The sequence below is a fragment of the Sutcliffiella sp. FSL R7-0096 genome (assembly GCF_038595065.1).
Lineage (GTDB): Bacteria > Bacillota > Bacilli > Bacillales > Bacillaceae_I > Sutcliffiella_A.
Genome location: NZ_CP152003.1, coordinates 3,215,745 through 3,233,880, shown reverse-complemented (window position 1 = coordinate 3,233,880; position 18,136 = coordinate 3,215,745). Strand labels below are relative to the sequence as shown.

General features: G+C 40.7%; 21 protein-coding genes. 13 read left to right on the top strand and 8 right to left on the bottom strand.

Features of this window, described 5'->3' with window-relative positions:
* Positions 1-51 precede the first annotated feature (51 nt).
* The 5 genes from MKY77_RS16630 (at position 52) to MKY77_RS16610 (ending at position 4,599) form a co-directional block, all read left to right on the top strand.
* Positions 52-579, top strand: a complete 528-nt coding sequence (locus MKY77_RS16630; protein WP_339146924.1) for a hypothetical protein — start codon at positions 52-54, stop codon at positions 577-579.
* A 143-nt stretch (positions 580-722) separates the two neighbouring features.
* Positions 723-1,862: an acyl-CoA dehydrogenase family protein gene (locus MKY77_RS16625; RefSeq protein WP_339146923.1), complete on the top strand. Its 1,140-nt coding sequence runs from the start codon at positions 723-725 to the stop codon at positions 1,860-1,862.
* 414 nt (positions 1,863-2,276) lie between these two features.
* On the top strand, positions 2,277-2,660 hold the full coding sequence (gene cccA / locus MKY77_RS16620; RefSeq protein WP_339146922.1) for a cytochrome c550: 384 nt from the start codon (positions 2,277-2,279) through the stop codon (positions 2,658-2,660).
* A gap of 114 nt (positions 2,661-2,774) precedes the next feature.
* Positions 2,775-3,494, top strand: coding sequence for a tRNA (adenine(22)-N(1))-methyltransferase TrmK (locus MKY77_RS16615; RefSeq protein WP_339146921.1), 720 nt, complete (start codon positions 2,775-2,777; stop codon positions 3,492-3,494).
* Positions 3,481-4,599 (top strand): Nif3-like dinuclear metal center hexameric protein, encoded by a 1,119-nt coding sequence (locus MKY77_RS16610; protein WP_339146920.1) that lies wholly within the window; start codon positions 3,481-3,483, stop codon positions 4,597-4,599. Before MKY77_RS16615 ends, MKY77_RS16610 begins: the two co-directional genes overlap by 14 nt.
* A gap of 255 nt (positions 4,600-4,854) precedes the next feature.
* On the opposite strand, the gene MKY77_RS16605 is transcribed toward MKY77_RS16610, so the two are convergent.
* The gene (locus MKY77_RS16605) at positions 4,855-5,805 is read right to left on the bottom strand and encodes a 4-hydroxy-3-methylbut-2-enyl diphosphate reductase (RefSeq protein ID WP_339146919.1); all 951 of its coding nucleotides are present in this window, start codon (positions 5,803-5,805) and stop codon (positions 4,855-4,857) included.
* Between the two features lie 124 nt (positions 5,806-5,929).
* Positions 5,930-6,676 (bottom strand): VrrA/YqfQ family protein, encoded by a 747-nt coding sequence (gene vrrA, locus MKY77_RS16600; protein WP_339146918.1) that lies wholly within the window; start codon positions 6,674-6,676, stop codon positions 5,930-5,932.
* A gap of 326 nt (positions 6,677-7,002) precedes the next feature.
* On the opposite strand from vrrA, the gene MKY77_RS16595 reads away from it, so the two are divergent.
* Both MKY77_RS16595 and MKY77_RS16590 read left to right on the top strand, forming a co-directional pair.
* Positions 7,003-8,310 carry a DEAD/DEAH box helicase gene (locus MKY77_RS16595; protein ID WP_339146917.1) on the top strand — a complete coding sequence of 436 codons (1,308 nt, stop codon included), beginning with the start codon at positions 7,003-7,005 and terminating at the stop codon, positions 8,308-8,310.
* A gap of 72 nt (positions 8,311-8,382) precedes the next feature.
* On the top strand, positions 8,383-9,282 hold the full coding sequence (locus tag MKY77_RS16590; RefSeq protein WP_339146916.1) for a deoxyribonuclease IV: 900 nt from the start codon (positions 8,383-8,385) through the stop codon (positions 9,280-9,282).
* Positions 9,283-9,365: 83 nt separating this feature from the next.
* On the opposite strand, the gene MKY77_RS16585 is transcribed toward MKY77_RS16590, so the two are convergent.
* Positions 9,366-9,623, bottom strand: coding sequence for a DUF2624 domain-containing protein (locus tag MKY77_RS16585; protein ID WP_339146915.1), 258 nt, complete (start codon positions 9,621-9,623; stop codon positions 9,366-9,368).
* Positions 9,624-9,766: 143 nt separating this feature from the next.
* Here MKY77_RS16585 and MKY77_RS16580 point away from each other — a divergent pair, with 143 nt between their 5' ends.
* From MKY77_RS16580 to MKY77_RS16560, 5 genes are all read left to right on the top strand, one after another.
* The gene (locus MKY77_RS16580; protein ID WP_339146914.1) at positions 9,767-11,176 is read left to right on the top strand and encodes an ATP-binding protein; all 1,410 of its coding nucleotides are present in this window, start codon (positions 9,767-9,769) and stop codon (positions 11,174-11,176) included.
* A 281-nt stretch (positions 11,177-11,457) separates the two neighbouring features.
* Entirely contained in the window at positions 11,458-12,240 is a 783-nt protein-coding gene (locus MKY77_RS16575; RefSeq protein ID WP_339149843.1) for a metal ABC transporter ATP-binding protein, read from the top strand.
* Complete coding sequence (locus MKY77_RS16570; RefSeq protein WP_339146913.1) at positions 12,240-13,079, top strand: metal ABC transporter permease; 840 nt, start codon at positions 12,240-12,242, stop codon at positions 13,077-13,079. The genes MKY77_RS16575 and MKY77_RS16570 overlap by 1 nt, the downstream gene beginning before the upstream one ends.
* Positions 13,076-13,486, top strand: coding sequence for a Fur family transcriptional regulator (locus tag MKY77_RS16565; RefSeq protein WP_339146912.1), 411 nt, complete (start codon positions 13,076-13,078; stop codon positions 13,484-13,486). The genes MKY77_RS16570 and MKY77_RS16565 overlap by 4 nt, the downstream gene beginning before the upstream one ends.
* Before the next feature lie 119 nt (positions 13,487-13,605).
* Positions 13,606-13,776: a hypothetical protein gene (locus tag MKY77_RS16560; RefSeq protein ID WP_339146911.1), complete on the top strand. Its 171-nt coding sequence runs from the start codon at positions 13,606-13,608 to the stop codon at positions 13,774-13,776.
* Here MKY77_RS16560 and MKY77_RS16555 read toward each other — a convergent pair.
* Positions 13,768-13,905, bottom strand: coding sequence for a hypothetical protein (locus MKY77_RS16555; RefSeq protein ID WP_339146910.1), 138 nt, complete (start codon positions 13,903-13,905; stop codon positions 13,768-13,770). The genes MKY77_RS16560 and MKY77_RS16555 overlap by 9 nt on opposite strands.
* 54 nt (positions 13,906-13,959) lie before the next feature.
* Positions 13,960-14,541 carry a hypothetical protein gene (locus tag MKY77_RS16550; RefSeq protein WP_339146909.1) on the bottom strand — a complete coding sequence of 194 codons (582 nt, stop codon included), beginning with the start codon at positions 14,539-14,541 and terminating at the stop codon, positions 13,960-13,962.
* Between the two features lie 185 nt (positions 14,542-14,726).
* Here MKY77_RS16550 and MKY77_RS16545 point away from each other — a divergent pair, with 185 nt between their 5' ends.
* Positions 14,727-15,140 (top strand): DUF4190 domain-containing protein, encoded by a 414-nt coding sequence (locus MKY77_RS16545; RefSeq protein ID WP_339146908.1) that lies wholly within the window; start codon positions 14,727-14,729, stop codon positions 15,138-15,140.
* A 267-nt stretch (positions 15,141-15,407) separates the two neighbouring features.
* Here MKY77_RS16545 and ispG read toward each other — a convergent pair whose 3' ends face one another.
* From ispG to MKY77_RS16530, 3 genes are all read right to left on the bottom strand, one after another.
* Positions 15,408-16,514 (bottom strand): flavodoxin-dependent (E)-4-hydroxy-3-methylbut-2-enyl-diphosphate synthase, encoded by a 1,107-nt coding sequence (gene ispG, locus MKY77_RS16540; RefSeq protein ID WP_339146907.1) that lies wholly within the window; start codon positions 16,512-16,514, stop codon positions 15,408-15,410.
* 156 nt (positions 16,515-16,670) lie between these two features.
* Positions 16,671-17,024: a hypothetical protein gene (locus tag MKY77_RS16535; RefSeq protein WP_339146906.1), complete on the bottom strand. Its 354-nt coding sequence runs from the start codon at positions 17,022-17,024 to the stop codon at positions 16,671-16,673.
* Positions 17,025-17,141: 117 nt separating this feature from the next.
* Positions 17,142-17,930, bottom strand: coding sequence for a DUF1189 domain-containing protein (locus MKY77_RS16530; RefSeq protein ID WP_339146905.1), 789 nt, complete (start codon positions 17,928-17,930; stop codon positions 17,142-17,144).
* Positions 17,931-18,136 lie beyond the last annotated feature (206 nt).

The window sequence follows — 18,136 nt, the reverse complement described above, 5'->3', positions numbered from 1 at the left end:
TTTATAATATTCAGTTATCTAAAACTGGACTTATTACTGGAGTGTTAATCCGTGAATTTACAAAGGAAACAAACAATCGTACAAGAAATTGAATATTGGAAGAAAAGTCGAATGCTCCCAGAACAATATTGTGATTATTTATTGGCGTTATATACAGAGGGAAAAGTGGTTGAGCAACAAGATAGAAAAAGGAAAAAAATCTTTTCTACCGTTTTTGCATGCCTGATACTTTCACTTATTCCAATAACATTTCTTGTCATTTATTTTACTGAAATGCCAGTTCATTTGCAAATGGTCCTGATAACTTTTTTTATTCTGCTTTCTTTTATCGGAAATTTTACTTTTCGAAAAGAACAAATTCTGATACATATCCCAGTCATTGTAAGTGCGTTGCTTTTTCTCATCCTATCCATCAAACTGCTGGAACTGAATGCTTTCCAACTGCCCGCAACCTTTATCATCATTACTTTTCAGGCATTGATTTGGTTCATTCTAGGTTTTATGAAAAAGTGGTACTATTTGAACATTGCAGCAATCATAACCGTAGTGTTGCTTGTTGTGAACATTATTTTAATGTAATTTACTTATAATTTATTTATTTTAAAAAGTTGTGAAAATTCCCTCATATCTATTATAATACAAATGAAAGCGCATTCAACATTTTGTAGGATGGTAGAACAATTAACGGCTAATGTTTTTCAAACAACAGGGGGGGAAAGATTTTGAACTTTGATTTAACGTCAGAACAAGCGATGATTAAGAAAACAATTAGAGAATTTTCCGATGAAGTGGTAGCTCCTGGAGCATTACAACGAGATCGGGATAAGAAATTTCCTATTGAGGTTTTTCAACAATTATCACAGCTGGGAATGATGGGATTACCATTTCCAGAGGAATATGAAGGAGCCGGTGCAGATACGGTAAGCTTTGCAATTGTGGTGGAAGAATTGAGCCGTGCTTGTGGATCAACGGGAATCACCTATTCCGCACACGTATCCCTTGGAGGGGCACCTTTAAATTTATTCGGTACAGAGGAGCAAAAGCGTAAATATCTAGTGCCGATTTGTACGGGAGAATCACTTGGTGCGTTCGGGTTGACTGAACCCAATGCAGGATCTGATGCAGGTGGTACACAGACCACAGCTGTGGAAGATGGAAATGACTTTATCATAAACGGTAACAAATGCTTCATTACCAATGCTTCATATGCAAAGCATTTGGCCTTGACTGCTATCACCGATAAAAAAGGAAACGAAAAGGAAATCTCAGCAGTAATCGTTCCGACGGATGCTAAAGGATTCCAAGTAATTGATAACTATGAAAAAATGGGGCTAAATGCTTCCAATACGACGGAATTGGTACTAGAGGACGTACGAGTTCCTCAAGAGAACCTCTTAGGAAAGCGTGGGGAAGGCTTTAGGCAGTTTCTTATCACACTTGATGGAGGGCGTATCGGGATTGGTGCGATGGCTGTGGGTATTGCCCAGGCTGCTTTTGAGCGAGCGCTCGCTTACTCAACTGAAAGAAAACAATTCGGTCGTTCCCTATCAAGCTTCCAGATCAACCAATTCAAACTTGCCGATATGGCAATGAAACTAGAACTAGCAAGAAATATGGTCTACAAAGCTGCTTGGCTGAAGGATCAAGGCAGACCGTTTTCAAAGGAAGCCTCCATGTGTAAACTCTACGCTTCAGAGGTTTGCATGGAAATTGCCGATCAGGCTGTCCAACTTCACGGCGGATATGGCTATATGAAAGAATATCACGTTGAACGTTTCATGCGCGACGGGAAACTCTTAGAAATCGGCGAAGGCACATCCGAAGTACAAAGAATGGTCATTGCTAGATCATTAGGGATTTGATAATTGGAATTAGCCAATGATTTTTAGGATTCCTAGCTGTTGATTGGAGCAAAAGACGTAGACTCCAGCGGGGGAGTAGAGACAATCTTGAGACCCCACAGACGAAGCCGAGGAGGCTCAAGGTCGCCCCGCGGAAAGCGAAGCCTTTTGCGGAAATCAACAGCGGTGTTTATATAGAGATTCATTATTAACAAAAAAATTACTAAAAACACATCACTTGTCACTTTTTGAGGTACAATATAGTCAAGAAATATAAAAACCTTCATCCTCCATGATGAAGGTTTTTGTCTAAACTGTGAATTTAAGAGAGAAGTTGGCATTTTAGTCTTTTCCTATAGTAAAATATAAAGTAAAATAGAGAGTGCTTGTATAAGATTAGACTCACGTACATGTACATAAGGAGGTTTGAATAGCATGAATCGTAATCCGCTTATTCCTTTTGCATTTATTGCGGTATTAGGTCTCGGACTAATGTTCTTACTATCTTTCGTTGGACTTGATCAAGCAGAAAAAATCGCATCAGGCGAAGATGAAACTGTAGAATTAACTGCGGAAGAACTTTACCAACAAAACTCTTGTATCGGCTGTCACGGCGGCAACTTGGAAGGTGCGGGAGCTGCACCGGCATTAACTGATGTAGGCGAAAAACTTTCTCAAGAAGAGATTAAAGACGTTATCATCAATGGGCAGGGGTCAATGCCAGCTAACCTAGCTACACCTCAAGAAGCTGAAGTTCTTGCTGAGTGGCTTGCCAATGGTGCTGAAAGTGAAGAAGGCCAAGAAGAAGGCGAAGAGTAAGATTTGTTTTATTAGCAAAATGTTACACATATAAAAGATCCTTTGCATTTGTGAAGGGTTTTTTTTTATACTTGGTGTTAAGCAATTAAAATACATAACAAAGAGGATATAGACATGAATGAATTAAAGCTCTCAAAACGTTTGGAAGCCGTGGCTTCTTTTATACCCAAAGGTAGCGTATTGGCGGATATCGGCTCCGACCACGCGTACTTGCCATGTTATGCCTATTTGCAAGGAATGATTGAGAAGGGGATAGCAGGTGAAGTGGTGGAAGGTCCCTTTCAATCTGCTGTTCAACAGGTTCGAAAAACAGAACTAGACCGTGTCATTGAAGTTAGAAAAGGGGATGGACTTGAAGTCATCTCTCCAAATGAAGTTACTTGCATTACCATTGCGGGAATGGGTGGATCCCTGATCCAATCCATCCTAGAGAAGGGGAAGGAGAAGCTCGAAGGAGTTCAAACGCTTATTCTACAACCGAATATAGGTGCGAAAAAAATCAGGGAGTGGCTCCTTGCAAATGGATGGCAACTTATAGCAGAACAGATATTATTGGATGACGGCAGAATATATGAAATCTTAGTGGCAGAGCGTGGCGATAGCGAAAAGCCATATACTTTCAAAAAGGATGCGTACTTACTTGTAGGCCCGTTCCTTGCTAAAGAAAAAAATGATGTCTTTGTGCAAAAGTGGACCTATGAGCTTGCCCATTGGAAGAAAATTGTAGCACAGCTGGAGGTAGCTGCCAAAACAGAAGCGAATGAGATGAAAATGAAAGAACTTGGTGAAAAAATCCATCTGGTAGAGGAGGTATTAGGGGTTGAAAACAGTTAATGGTTTACAGGTAATAGAATGGTTTGAACAGTTCTCTCCAAAGAAATACGCCGTTGAAGGGGACAAGATCGGCCTTCAGATTGGAACGTTGAAGAAGCCTGTACACAAAGTGATGGTTACATTAGATGTGCTTGAACAGGTCGTGGATGAAGCGATTGCTTTTGATGTGGATTTGATTATTGCACATCATCCACCTATCTTTAGAGCTCTTCCAAATGTAACCGACAATTCTCCAGCAGGAAAGATTGTCACTAAGTGTATCAAACATGACATCAGTGTATATGTAGCACACACGAATCTCGATGTGGCAACCGGTGGGGTGAATGACCTCCTTGCTGAAGCTTTGGAGTTGGAAGACGTGAAAGTTCTTGTACCCACTTATTCCGATGAACTGCGTAAACTGAGTGTGTTTGTTCCTATTTCGCATGCGGAAGAGGTGAGGGAAGCACTTGGAGAGGCAGGAGCAGGTCATATCGGGAACTATAGCCACTGTTCTTTTAGCGTGGAAGGCGAAGGTCGTTTTCTTCCTTTAGATGGGACAGACCCCTTTATCGGAAAGAAGGGCAAGCTTGAAAAAGTAGAGGAAGTCCGGGTAGAGACCGTTTATCCTGTAAATTTAGAGAGGCGAGTATTGAATGCGCTGTTTAAAGCCCACCCTTATGAAGAAGTAGCCTATGATCTTTTCAAACTTGAAAATGCATTGGACTTACTTGGATTGGGACGTGTTGGAAAATTGAAAGCAGGTATGACCCTATCCAACTTTGCCACCCATGTTAAAAAGGGGCTGGGTGTTGAAAATGTCAGAGTGGTCGGAGATTTGAACAGCGAGATTAAAAAAGTGGCTGTGCTGGGTGGAGACGGAAATAAATACATTCATGCCGCAAAATTCGCCGGCGCTGATGTATATGTAACTGGTGATCTATACTTTCATACGGCTCATGATGCCATGGCAATCGGGTTGAATGTAATCGATCCAGGACATTATGCCGAGAAAATCATGAAAAATGGTGTAGCACAGAGACTGGAGAAGGCAGTGCAGGAGAAGAATTGGGAGCTCGAAGTCCTAGTTTCAGAGACCAACACAGATCCTTTTACGTTTATATAATGAATTTGTTGTGGAAAGAAACGATCCTTTGCAGGGATGTTTCTTTTTTTTGTAGATTAAAGATGAGCGGAGCGGAACTGGGAGTATGGTCTATCAATGCCCAAAGCGTTTCTAAGAAGGGGTAAAAGGTAACGAGAGGGCGTCTCAGTGCCTAAAGCGAACCAACAAAAAACTCGAAGGCAACATAGAAGCCAACTATCTCGTTTCATTCAAAAAAACACCCTCGAAAGAGAGGGTGCAAAAAAACAATGAACCTTATGAGGTTTTCGCTTTTTTCACTTTTGGCAAAATCTTTTGCAATGGAACATTTTTCGTGGTGTTCCACGTATTTTTATTCAATGGATCGAACTGCTCCACAAAGCGAATGACTTCTTTTGTAATTGGGGTTGGAGTGGATGCGCCTGCTGTAACTGCTACTGTGCTGGCACCCATCAACCACTCTACATTCAACTCGCTGATATCGGAAATGCGATATGCAGGGGTTCCTGCAATCTCCTGTGATACCTGTGCCAATCGATTCGAGTTATTACTTTTAGGGTCACCGACAACTATTGTCACATCAGCTTTTCCTGCCTGTTCGGCCACTGCTTCCTGTCTGACCTGGGTCGCAAGGCAGATTTCCTTGTGCTGCTCTACATGTGGGTATTTTTCCTGTACCTTCACCATGATGTCTGCAACATCCCATTGACTCATCGTCGTCTGATTGGTGACAATGATTTTTTCACTATCGAGGGAAAGGGCCTCCACATCTTCAGCAGATTCCACCAGGTGAACGATGGATGGGGCGACACCTACTGCACCCTCCGGCTCCGGGTGTCCTTTTTTACCGATATAGATCACTTCATACCCTTGAGCTTCTTTCATGCGAATCAAGTCATGTGTTCGGGTAACGTCCGGGCATGTCGCGTCAATGGTAGTCAATCCTTTTTCCTTGGCACGAACCTTTACTTCAGGTGATACACCATGTGCAGTAAAGATGACGGTCCCTTCATTGATCTGGTTGAGAATTTCAAGACGGTTTGCACCATCCAATGTGATGATACCTTCTTCTTCAAAAGCATCTGTTACATGTTTATTATGAACAATCATACCTAGAATGTAGATTGGGCGTGGTAACGTCTTATCTAATGCTGCATTTCTGGCAATCACCATAGCATCCACTACACCGTAGCAGTAGCCACGAGGGGCGATTTTAATAAGTTCCATATAGGGAAAACCCTCCTTACATCGATATAGGCTTGAAAAAAGAGCCTAAATAAAGAGAGTGATCAACACTCTCTCACTACTTCCTATTATAGTATAAAATGAAGGGTTAGTACAAAAGAAGATATTAGATATAAAGTTTTGGTGCAGAGCTACCTTTTGGCTTTGCTTCAGCATCAGCAGTATCAGATTTTGGTTTAAGTCGCACTTTTTTCTTTTTGGTTGTTTCATCACCACTGTCCGCAGTCACCTTAACCTCTGTATCCTCACCAGATTTTTCGTCAGAGGAAGTGTCTTCTGTTTCATCGTCGGTGTCATCTACATTTTTCAATTCACTATAAAGCTTAATCATGGCAGGTACATTTCTTACAAGAGGTCCATATTGCTGAACCATCGGCATGACACCTTCTGCCATTTTTAGCGCTTTTTGAACATTGCCAAGCATGCCTGTTAAATTGTTGGGATTAATAAGTTGCTGAAGGGTACCGGCGTTTGCGAGCTGGCTAATTCCTCCCCTTGCACCTGTATTGGCTGCCATCTGTCCAAGTCCGCTCATATTTCCAATGCTGTTGGCACCGCTTCTTCCGAAAAGTTTGGCAAGCAGACCGCCGCCTCCATTACCACCTCCCATGCCCATTCCTCTGCCTGCTCCGCCCATAGCCATTCCTCTGCCCGCTCCACCCATAAATGGAGAAGGGTTTCTCATCATCATAGGATTTTGCATGTTGGACATATTGCTCATATTAGAATTGGGCATAGTAAACATATTGAACATGTTATTCGGCTGTTGTTGCATAAATGGAGATGGGCCATTGCCCATGCGAAAAGGGGATTGCTGCATCGGTGACATAGATCGATTTGGTCCAAAAAACATGGTAATCCTCCTTTCTTCCTAAAAAGAATGTATTAATTTTTTTATCAGCCTCGGCGTATTTTCCACAAGATGAATAAATGAAAAAAGCCTAATCTTTTCTAGTCTCCTATAATTTATGCGAATGGTGCTTGGCATGTTTATTGTGTGGAAAGAATGGGCACAACCGTAGTGTAGCCAAAATGGAAAAACTGCTTTATAATAGTGGTTTGGGTTGAAAAGAACGAACAACACAACAAGAATTAACAATTTTAACAATTAAAATAGAACTTTAAAATAATGACATAGATACATATTCCATGCATGATTTTAAAAGTGGAGGTAAATAGATGAATACAACGTTTGAAAAATTTAAGGTAAAGCCGTTTATTTTGGAAGCGGTAAAAGAATTGGGTTTTCAGAAGCCGACAGAAGTCCAAGAGAGAATGATTCCATCTTTATTGAATGGAGAAAGTGCCATCGGTCAATCCCAAACAGGGACAGGGAAAACCCATGCCTACCTCATTCCAATCATAAGTAAAATCGATCCATCTGTGCAGGAAGTACAAGCAGTCATTACTGCGCCTACAAGAGAACTGGCGAATCAGATTTACCAAGAAGTGCTGAAGATTACTAAATTCAGTTCAGAGGAAGAAATGATCACAGCACGCTGTTATATCGGCGGGACGGACAAGCAACGAACGATTGACCGTTTGAAGCAACAGCCCCATATCGTGGTTGGGACACCTGGACGAATAAAAGACCTAATGGTGGAAAATGCCCTTTTGGTCCATACAGCAAAAACGATTGTCGTGGATGAAGCGGATCTGATGCTTGATATGGGATTTATAGAGGATATTGATAAAGTTGCAGCGGCAATGCCTAAGAATCTGCAAATCATGGTATTCTCGGCGACAATCCCAGAAAAGTTGAAACCTTTCTTGCGTAAATATATGGAAAACCCAAGATATACACATGTTGCCCCTAAGCAGGTGACAGCAGCAAAAATCAAGCACCTATTGATTCCAGTCAAATCAAAAAGCAAGACTAAGCTTCTACATGATGTCCTTGTTCAATATAATCCCTATTTGGCGATTGTGTTTACAAACACGAAGAAGAAAGCGGATGAAGTGGCAGACAGCCTATTGGAACAGGGGCTGAAAGTCGGAAGAATTCATGGAGATCTTAACCCTCGTGAACGTAAGAAGATGATGAAGCAGATCAATGATCTTGAATATCAATATGTAGTGGCGACAGACCTTGCGGCAAGAGGAATCGATATTGAAGGAGTAAGCCATGTCATCAACTATGAACTCCCATCAGACCTGGATTTCTACGTTCACCGTGTAGGCCGTACAGCACGTGCCGATTATTCAGGTAATGCCATCACCCTTTATGAGCCAGCGGATGAGAATGCATTGGCACAGATTGAAAAGCTGGGCATTGAATTCACTCAAATAGACCTGAAGAATGGTGAACTTGTTGAAATTGGTCCACGTAACAAGCGACAAAACCGTAAAAAACAGATCAATGAGATTGATGTAGCAGCTAAAACAGCTGTTAAAAAATCCACCAAAGTCAAGCCTGGCTATAAAAAGAAACATAAATACGAGGTAGAGCAATACAAGAAAAGACAACGCCGCCTCAAAAAGAGATAATCAAAGTACTTGGATAACCTTTCACGGCATCCTTATGTTAAAATAAAGACTGATTTTAAAAGAGGTGATGTTGTGGAAAATTTACTGATTGGTTCTCATGTATCCATGAGCGGAAAAAAAATGCTGCTTGCAGCGAGTGAAGAGGCTGCATCCTACGGGTCGAACGTATTCATGGTCTATACAGGTGCTCCCCAGAATACAAGAAGAAAAAAAATCGAAGACCTAAACATCGAAGCAGGTCTTGCACATATGAAAGAGCATGGACTAAAGGAAATTATCGTTCACGCACCATATATCATCAATATCGGTAACTCACAAAAACCTGAGACATTCGAGCTAGGCGTGAACTTCCTCGCAGAAGAAGTTAGAAGGACAGAGGCATTAGGCGCAAAGCAGATTGTCTTGCATCCTGGTGCCCATGTTAGTGCAGGTACGGAAGTTGGCATTTCCCAGATCATAAAAGGATTGAACGAAGCGCTGACAAAAGAGCAGAACGTCCAGATTGCATTGGAAACGATGGCAGGGAAAGGTTCAGAATGTGGTCGTACCTTTGAAGAACTGGCTGCAATCATTGATGGGGTACATCTGAACGAGAAGCTTTCCATCTGCTTGGATACCTGTCACGTTCATGACGCAGGATATGATATTGTGAACGATTTTGATGGGGTATTGAAACAGTTTGATGACATCATCGGTTTGGAACGTCTTAAAGTTCTTCATATCAATGATAGTAAGAATATATGCGGGGCGGCTAAAGACCGTCACGAGAACATCGGATTTGGTCATATCGGATTTGAAGCAATAAACTATATCGTGCACCATGACCAGTTGAAGCATATTCCAAAGATATTGGAGACGCCTTATGTCGGGGAAGATAAGAAAGACCGGAAACCGCCATATAAGCATGAGATTGAAATGCTTAAAAATGGACAGTTTGATGAGGAACTGTTAAACAAGATTATGAACGACTAAAAGACTGAAGCCGGGAACCAAGTTCCTGGCTTCTTTTTTCATTTGGTAATTTTCAAAAAAATTACTTGGTAATTTTCAAAAAATTATTTGGTAAATTCCAAAAAAAGCTGATTCACTTTTTTGGCAGTTTCATGTCCGGTAATCTTTGCGACTTCCTTCATCAGCTGGATTCTTTCCGAGGTGTTAAATACATTCACTTTTTTCGACTGTAATAGGGCGGAAACCTTTTTTGCCTGATCAGGTGTCAACGAAATATTATATTCCCCGCTATACTTCATTAATTCTTCTGCAGTAATGTTATGAAGCTTTTTGTTGACGATTTGTTGATAAATATTCATCATATTATCCCTCCCATAGTAGCCTATGATGAAAAAACAAAAAGGCTACCTTTACGAAATAATATGACAACTGTTGGGAAATTATTGTATAATTAAAACATTCCATAAACGAATGATATTCAAAGGAGTAACAAGGGGGAGTCACCTTGTCGTTTATAATAGATGAGAAAGAACAAGATATCTTTCAGCATTTAAGCTCAGACCTACGAATTATAATTAACGCAAATGGCTTTATAGAAGAGTGGAATGAGAGGGCTAGCACATTTCTATCCTCCTTGGATGAGGACCGATCTTTTTTTCTCAGTTTTCCATCAAGTTATCGCCATGAGGTCTATACATATCTTCAGGAAATCATTGAAGCAGAAGGCAAACCCTTAAAAAGAATTCTTTTTCATCGGATAAATCGTAGCTACTTTGAAGTGGTTTATACCGGTGTGCTTTCTGGTGAACGGATATACTTATCTGGCCATGTCATTGAGAACAAAGACATTTCCACCGTCCTGCCACTCCATTATGGGACCATTGAACAATCTCTAAAGGTCAATGAGTTTATGACACATTCACTCGACATTGCCATATTGGTGCTTTCAAAGGGTGGGAAAATAGAGTATATCAATAAGCGTTGCTTGACCTTATTGGAGTTGGATGTGGAAGAAGAGTACATAAATCTTGAATTTGATGAAATAATCACGCCTGTTTTCTTAAAGGAAAAATTATTTGAAATATATGAAGAAGTATTGGCCAATAAAAAGTTTAAAGAGCGAATTTGTTATGATGACGAAGTGCTCTATCAGATTCAAGGGATTCTTTTTGAACGAACGGAAAAAGTATTCTTTATTATCCATGACCGTTCCTACCAGCAGAAATTTGAGAACCTGCTCGTGTACAAACAGCAGATGGAATCCGTTTCCCAGATATCTGCTGGCATGGCACATGAACTGAGGAACCCACTTTCCGTCATTAAGGGCTTTATTCAGCTATCCCAAATTACGAACAATTGGAGTAAATACTACGATACGATCATGGCTGAAATCAACAGGATGAATTCTATCATAGAAGACTTCTTGTCTGTTTCGAGAAAGAAAGTCAAGAAACAGCTCATTCAGCCACAAAGCATTTATCAATCGCTTGTATATATCTTTCAATCAGAATGTCTTTTACATAATATAGATTTTGACTTTGAAATTGATGAAGTGGAGGAACATGTGCTTGTTAATGAAGCCATGATCAAGCAGGTCATGCTGAACTTCCTTCGAAATGCGATCGAGGCTTACCCAAAAGATCAGAAAAACAAACTGTTTCTCCTGCGTGCCAAAAAAATTGACTCCTTTTATGAGATTACAGTCATTGATAACGGGAAAGGTATGGCAGAAGACGTATTGGAACGTGTAGGAAAACCTTTCTTTACGACCAAAGAGAAAGGGAATGGTCTCGGAATTCCACTTTGTAAAAAAATTATTGAAGATCATGATGGGGAATTATTCATTGATAGTAAAGCAGGGGAAGGATCGACTTTTTGTTATCGACTACCATTACTTGAGGAAAAGCCTGAATAGGGCTTTTTTTGTTTGGCCTTAATTATTGTTAAATGGGGTATGATGGGTAAATGTTATCATGATGATTATGAAGACTATCATAGTCAGATAAACCGTGTGGAATTGTCATCATCAAGGGTATGAAGACAATCTCAGCCAGAAAACCCAAGAGGAATTGTCGTCATCACCCAGTGACCCGAATCCACTCAAAACAAAAGTCGGTTATATTTACTTTTCCGCCTGCCTGATGTATACTAATCTATTGTTAGAAAATCGTAATGATTCTTATCCTTTAAGGTGTGATAAATTTGGAAAAAGTGCTGGAAATCAAAGGGCTTTCCTATAAATATGATAAACAGAATGTAATTGAAAATATAAACTTGACTATACCAAAAGGAGCTTTTCTTGGTCTTGTTGGGCCAAATGGTTCCGGTAAATCGACTCTTTTAAAGTGTATACTCGGGCTTTTACGCCCTCAAAAGGGATCCATTGAACTATTTGGCAAAGATATCCGCAAGTTCAAGGATTGGAGTAAAATTGGATTCGTTTCCCAAAAGGCTAACAGCTTCAATTCGGGGTTTCCCGCAACTGTTTTTGAGGTGGTATCAACCGGTCTTGTTTCAAAGGTAGGCCTGTTCCGATTCTTCAATAAGCAGCATAAAAAACAGATAGTGGAAGCTATCAGAGCGGTAGGTATGGAGGATTTCTCTGACAGAAACATCGGTGATCTATCCGGTGGACAGCAACAACGAGTTTTTATTGCTCGTGCCTTAGTCAGTGAACCAGAGCTGCTTATTTTGGATGAACCTACAGTCGGAGTGGATATTAAAAATGTCCAAAATTTCTATTCCATGCTGGCTCATCTAAACAAAAAACTTGGCATCACACTGATCCTTGTGACCCATGATGTTGGGACAATTACAGAAAAGGTGACACATGTGGCCTGCTTGAACAAAAATTTACATTTTCACGGTGTGACAGATGAGTTTGAAAAATTACGCACAAATGACCTATCCCAGTTTTATGGCCATGATGTGCATGTTTTAAGTCATGATCACCATCACCATGATGGAGGGCATATGTAATGATATCAGCTTTTATGCAATTTGAATTTTTAAGGAATGCGTTTTATACAGGTATTCTGATTGGGTTCCTTGCTCCTATGTTAGGAGTATTTGTCGTCGTAAGAAGATTGTCCCTTATTGCTGATGCTTTGAGCCATGTCACTTTGGCGGGAATAGCAGCGAGCTTGCTTGTGGAAAAGAGGTTCGGTTTAATGGTAGGCGTAAGCCCGATTTATTTCGGTATGGCTTTCTCTGTAACGGGAGCACTCTTTATTGAAAAGCTACGAGCAGTCTATAAGCACTATCAAGAATTGGCGATACCGATTATTCTTTCCTCAGGGATTGGATTAGGAGTCATATTCATCTCGTTGGCGGATGGTTTTAATACGGATTTATTCAATTTTCTCTTTGGAAGTGTCAGTGCCGTAACAAGAGCCGATTTTTGGACGGTGTTGATTGTATCAATCGGGGTGATTATCACGATTGTGGCATTCTATAAAGAATTGTTTGTCCTTTCATTTGATGAAGAACATGCCAAAGTATCAGGTGTAAACGCCAGGGTATTCCATTTGATTTTCATTGTCATGGTAGCCCTCGTCATAGCTGCATCCATGCGTATTGTAGGAATTCTTCTTGTATCGTCTCTTATGACATTGCCTGTTGCTGCAAGCATGAGGTTGAGCAGAGGATTTAAACAAACAATCCTTTTAGCGATATTGTTTGGCGAGATTGCCGTGATAGGCGGGCTCATATCGTCCTTCTATCTAGATCTTGCACCAGGTGGAACGATTGTGATCATTTCAGTACTTATTTTGATTATCACCATTCTTTGGAATAAAGTAAGGAGTGGAAAAAAGTGAATGTTTCTCAAGCGCTGACTTTAATGAAAGATAAAGGGTTCAAATATACCGGGAAAAGGCAGGAAATGCTGGAGCTTTTTGCAACAGAAGATAAGTATCTGACGGCAAAAGATGTGTTGGACTCCATGAAGGATAATTATCCTGGTTTAAGCTTTGACACCATCTATCGTAACCTTGCCGTGTTCGTGGATCTTGGTATATTGGAAACCACAGAATTATCCGGTGAAAAGCACTTCCGATTCACATGTTCAACAAAGCATCACCATCATCATTTCATCTGCATGGATTGCGGTAAAACAAAAGAGATTGAATCCTGCCCGATGCAAGACCTCGAGGATAACTTGAAAGGTTATGACATCACCGGCCATAAATTTGAAATATACGGAAAATGCCCGGAGTGTATCTAAAGTAGCATTTTTATAATTATCCCATATATAGTTATAACCACCTATTTTCATTACTTGCCCTCTGAAAACAGCTGGTTGTAGACGAACCATTTTCTAAAAGAAATGTAAGGGTGACTGAGATGACAGCAGAGAGTGAACAGCTATCTTCTCTAAATAGGGAAGACCTTGTAAATATTATGAAAAAGGTTAAAGATATGGGGTCAAACAAAAAAGATATAAGCACCGAAGACTTTGTGAAGGCGATAGAAGGGCAACTTTTAGATGCTATGTCCAGATCAAAATCAAAATAGAACTGCCATCCCATGAAGGGGATGGCAGTTTTTTGAGTTGTTGCATGGAACGGTTGCTTTCATTACAGGTGCTTCGCTTTCCTGCGGGCGGTCTGGGAGCCTCCTCGGCAAGCCTGCGGGGTCTCCCATGTCCCTTCCTCCCGCTGGAGTCTGCGCACTTCAACCAACCTGAATACTCCTTAATTATCGTGTCACACTCATCTGTTCAAGAATCGCTTGAACTTTACGATCGGCCTCTGACCAATTAGAAACCCTGAATACATTAGATGGAACAGGTTCGCGGTTGTAAGGGGTGTCAAATAATATGACAGGAATCCCACACTCCTCGCTGATATCACACGCATTATCATGTTTGTCTTCAAAAAAGAGTTCGATATCATGTTTTTTGACGGCGGCAATTTTATTATGGCTACCAATTAACTCAAGATGATCATAATCAATTTCTTGTTTGGCAAACCAATTGTTCGTTACTTCATATAGGTGATTTCTACGGGCGCTGATGAAAAATAGATCAAATTGACTTTTCCATTTTTGCACTACACCCTTTGCACCTTTAGCAAGTGGGGCGTCCTTGTAGATGAGGGGTTCCATTTCGTCCATCCACTTCCAGAACCCTTCTTCATCCAAGCCCATTAAAGGGGTAAGGTCATATTGTGTCATGTCATCCAAGGTTATGTTTTTATCCAATGTTTTATTAATAAAAGGTACAAATGTAGTGGGGCAAGTCAATGTCCCGTCAATGTCAATTCCGAATCGTTTTCTCATAGTTGCCTCCAGTCTTTTTTCTACCAATAGTTTATCATATTTTGTCCTTATATCTGTCATTATGTTGAATGATTTACATAAAAGCAGTAACAAAAAAATATAACAAAGATTGACACCAATTATTTTCGGTTCGCTTGTTCATACTAATAAATGCTCCTAACTTCCTAAGAAAGCGAGGGATACGAATGGCAAGTGAATTTGAGAATAACGAAGAGAAACTTGACCGTTTTGATTCAGACTTAGCTTATGAAGAACCTCATGTTTCGAGAGCGAAGGGACATAGGGACTATTTAGAAGAGCACGCTGCTGAAGTGGCTGCGGTGCCTCCTGTTATTGAATCCGATAGAAGCAGGGAAAGAGAAGCGGTTTTTGAAGAAGAGCGCAGTGACGTAATGGGGATGAGCGGGAGAGGACTTGGGATTCTAGGACTGGCTTTATCGATCCTTTCCTTGTTCTTTCTGCCAATCATCATGGGAGCTGCAGGTATTATCGTCGGTTTTATTGCCCGTAAACGTGGGGCAGCTGGGTTAGGAGCATGGGCGATCGGAATCGGTATCGTTTCCATCGTCGTTGGTATTTTCGTTCTACCATTGTTTTAACACCACCATGGGACTGGTGAGGGCAACCTCACCAGTCTTATTATGTGAAAGGCTTTGATAAACGCCGCTGCTGATTTCCGCAATAGGCTCCTTACCGCGGGGCGACCTTGAGCCTCCTCGCACGCTACACTTGGGGCCTCAATATTGTCGCTACTCTCCCGCTGGAGTCTACGCCTTTTGCTACAATCAACAGCTAGAAACAGGTCATATCCACAACCAACTTTAACAAAGTCATGTGAAAAGAAAAAAGCTTGGCACCAAATGGTGTCAAGCTTTTGCCTTTTCTTCTTCTTGCTTTGCAAAATATTCTTCTGCAATTTTATCTATTTCTTTCTTTAGTTCGTCAACCATGGTTGCTTCCGGTACTTTACGGACAATTTCCCCTTTGCGGAAGAGTAATCCTTCATTACGGGCTCCAGCAATTCCGATATCTGCTTCACGGGCTTCACCAGGTCCGTTAACGGCACAGCCAAGCACAGCAACCTTGATTGGTGCTTTGATGGTGGAAATGTATTCTTCCACTTCATTAGCAATGCTAATCAGGTCAATTTCAATCCGGCCACATGTAGGGCAAGAAATCAATGTTGCTGCGTTTGAAGATAACCCAAACGATTTCAATAGCTCACGCGCAACTTTTACTTCTTCAACAGGGTCTGCGCTTAAGGAGATACGCAATGTATTCCCGATTCCTTTGCTTAGAATAGCACCTAAGCCTGCAGCACTTTTAACTGTGCCTGCGAAAAGGGTACCTGATTCCGTGATACCTAAGTGTAGCGGATAATCGAAAGCTTTTGCAGCTTTTTCATAAGCTTCAATAGCTAAATTCACATCGGACGCCTTCATGGACACGATGATATCGTAAAAATCAAGGTCTTCCAATATCTTGATATGGTGAAGGGCACTTTCCACCATGCCGTCCGCAGTAGGGTACCCGTACTTTTCGATGATGCGCTTTTCAAGTGAGCCAGCGTTTACACCGATACGAATCGGAATCCCTTTTTCCTTACAAGCCTTCACTACTGCTTCTACTTTCTCTCGGCGACCGATATTACCCGGATTGATGCGGATTTTGTCCGCTCCACCTTCAATGGCCTTTAGTGCTAACTTATAGTCAAAATGAATGTCCACAACAAGTGGAATATTGATTTGTCGTTTTATATCAGCGATGGCATTTGCAGCGCGCTCGTCAGGGCATGCAACACGGACAACCTGGCAACCCGCTTCTTCTAGGCGCTTGATTTCTGCAACCGTTGCTTCCACATCATGTGTTTTTGTGGTGGTCATACTTTGGATAAATAGTTCGTTACTACCGCCGATGGTTATGTCTCCAACCTTAACTGGGCGGGTTTTAGTACGATGTATTATTTCATTCACGAGTGAATCGCTCCTTTAGGAATGATCTATTGATCAAAACATCTTTCTCTCATCAGATTACCTATAAACGAGAGAAAAAGCTAGTATTATCCACTAACTCCCAACATATTTTAACAATCGCCGCCACTTCTGACAAGTGAAAAAGTTTCCTGATGTTCAGTAGACAGGAAACTTGTAGATTTTTCCTATTTGGATTTTTTCTGGGGTGATTCCTTCATTCATATGAGCAAAGTCTTCAACCAGCTGTGTGATGGATACAGGAATTGGCTTATTAGCGATCCTTTCTGCAATCGTCAACACAGTGTCACCCGCTTTGACTTCCACTTCTATGTACATATTCTCACTTGAAAGCTCAGGAGAAGTTTCTTCTTCAGTTTCTGGCGACGTAGTTTGTGGGACTACCGCTGCTGTCGCAGGAGTTGCCTGTTCAGGAATCGTGCCAGCCGATAAATCGTAATAGATGCTGTATATCGTAATGAGAATTAATGCTGCAATGAATAGTCGAATCATGAATTTACTCCTCCTTGATTGTCCAAGCTTTTTACCACTATATGACCGTCAAGGGAGGGTATGACAAAAAAACACCGACAATTTTTGCAAAGCAAATAGTCGGTGCATTTAAAAGGTTTATTCGACTGTATTATTGACTGGTTTTTTTACTTTTACTTCTTTAATGATTAGGAATAGGATGAAAAGGCTAACCACAAAGCTTACTAGTGTAGAGTATGGTAAAGCAATTTGCATGGCCTGTAATAAAGCAAAGATTAAAGTAGGCAGGGTAACGGCATACGCTGATAAGATCCAAGTATGGCGATAGCGTAAATTGTTTCGTTTAAGGCTATTTTTTACAATCAGACCGAAGAGTGCCAATATGGTTACTTGAATAAATTTGGTAGCACTGAAGAACACGTAGCCAACCAACAACAGGATGGTAATTATAATAGGAAATGAACTGCCAACTGAATTCATGAAGGAGATCAAATCATCCTTGGTTACTTCCGTTCCCTGGAAGTCACTTAGTGGGACAAAGTCGGTCGTACCTGCTCCCTGGAAGATGATTTCATTGGATTGGATGGCTACGACTTCTTGATAAGAACGTATTTCATTTAAGGTAAGCTCATTATCTGGATCGAGGATGATGGTAAAACCGCCTTCTTCGGAAATGAACGGTTCTTCGACATCCGCATAAAATTCACCGTTTTGAATGTAAAAATCAGGTGTTTCATTTACTAGAAATTCATCCGTGCTCTTTACTAAATTCATGGCACTGGTTCCAAAAGTGATAAACATGGGAATAGAAGTAAGGAGAACGAGAAAAAATACGTACAGAATGGTTTTTCCAATTCCTTGAAAGCGGAAGGAGGCCATTGCTTTCGGAGAATACAAACTTTTTACAAATTGAGAGATAATATTCAATTCCTATCAGTCCTTTTAATGTAATATAACAATTTTATGTTACCTTAATTTGGGTATGTGAACAATAATTAATTGCTAAATATCATCGAATGTAAATTTCAAGTTACGGTTTGTAAAGATAATGTAAATTTATCAGGAATTCTATTTACATTGGAATACATTTAGGTTAATAATTGTACTTGGTTTTGTTGATTTTTGTCGATTTT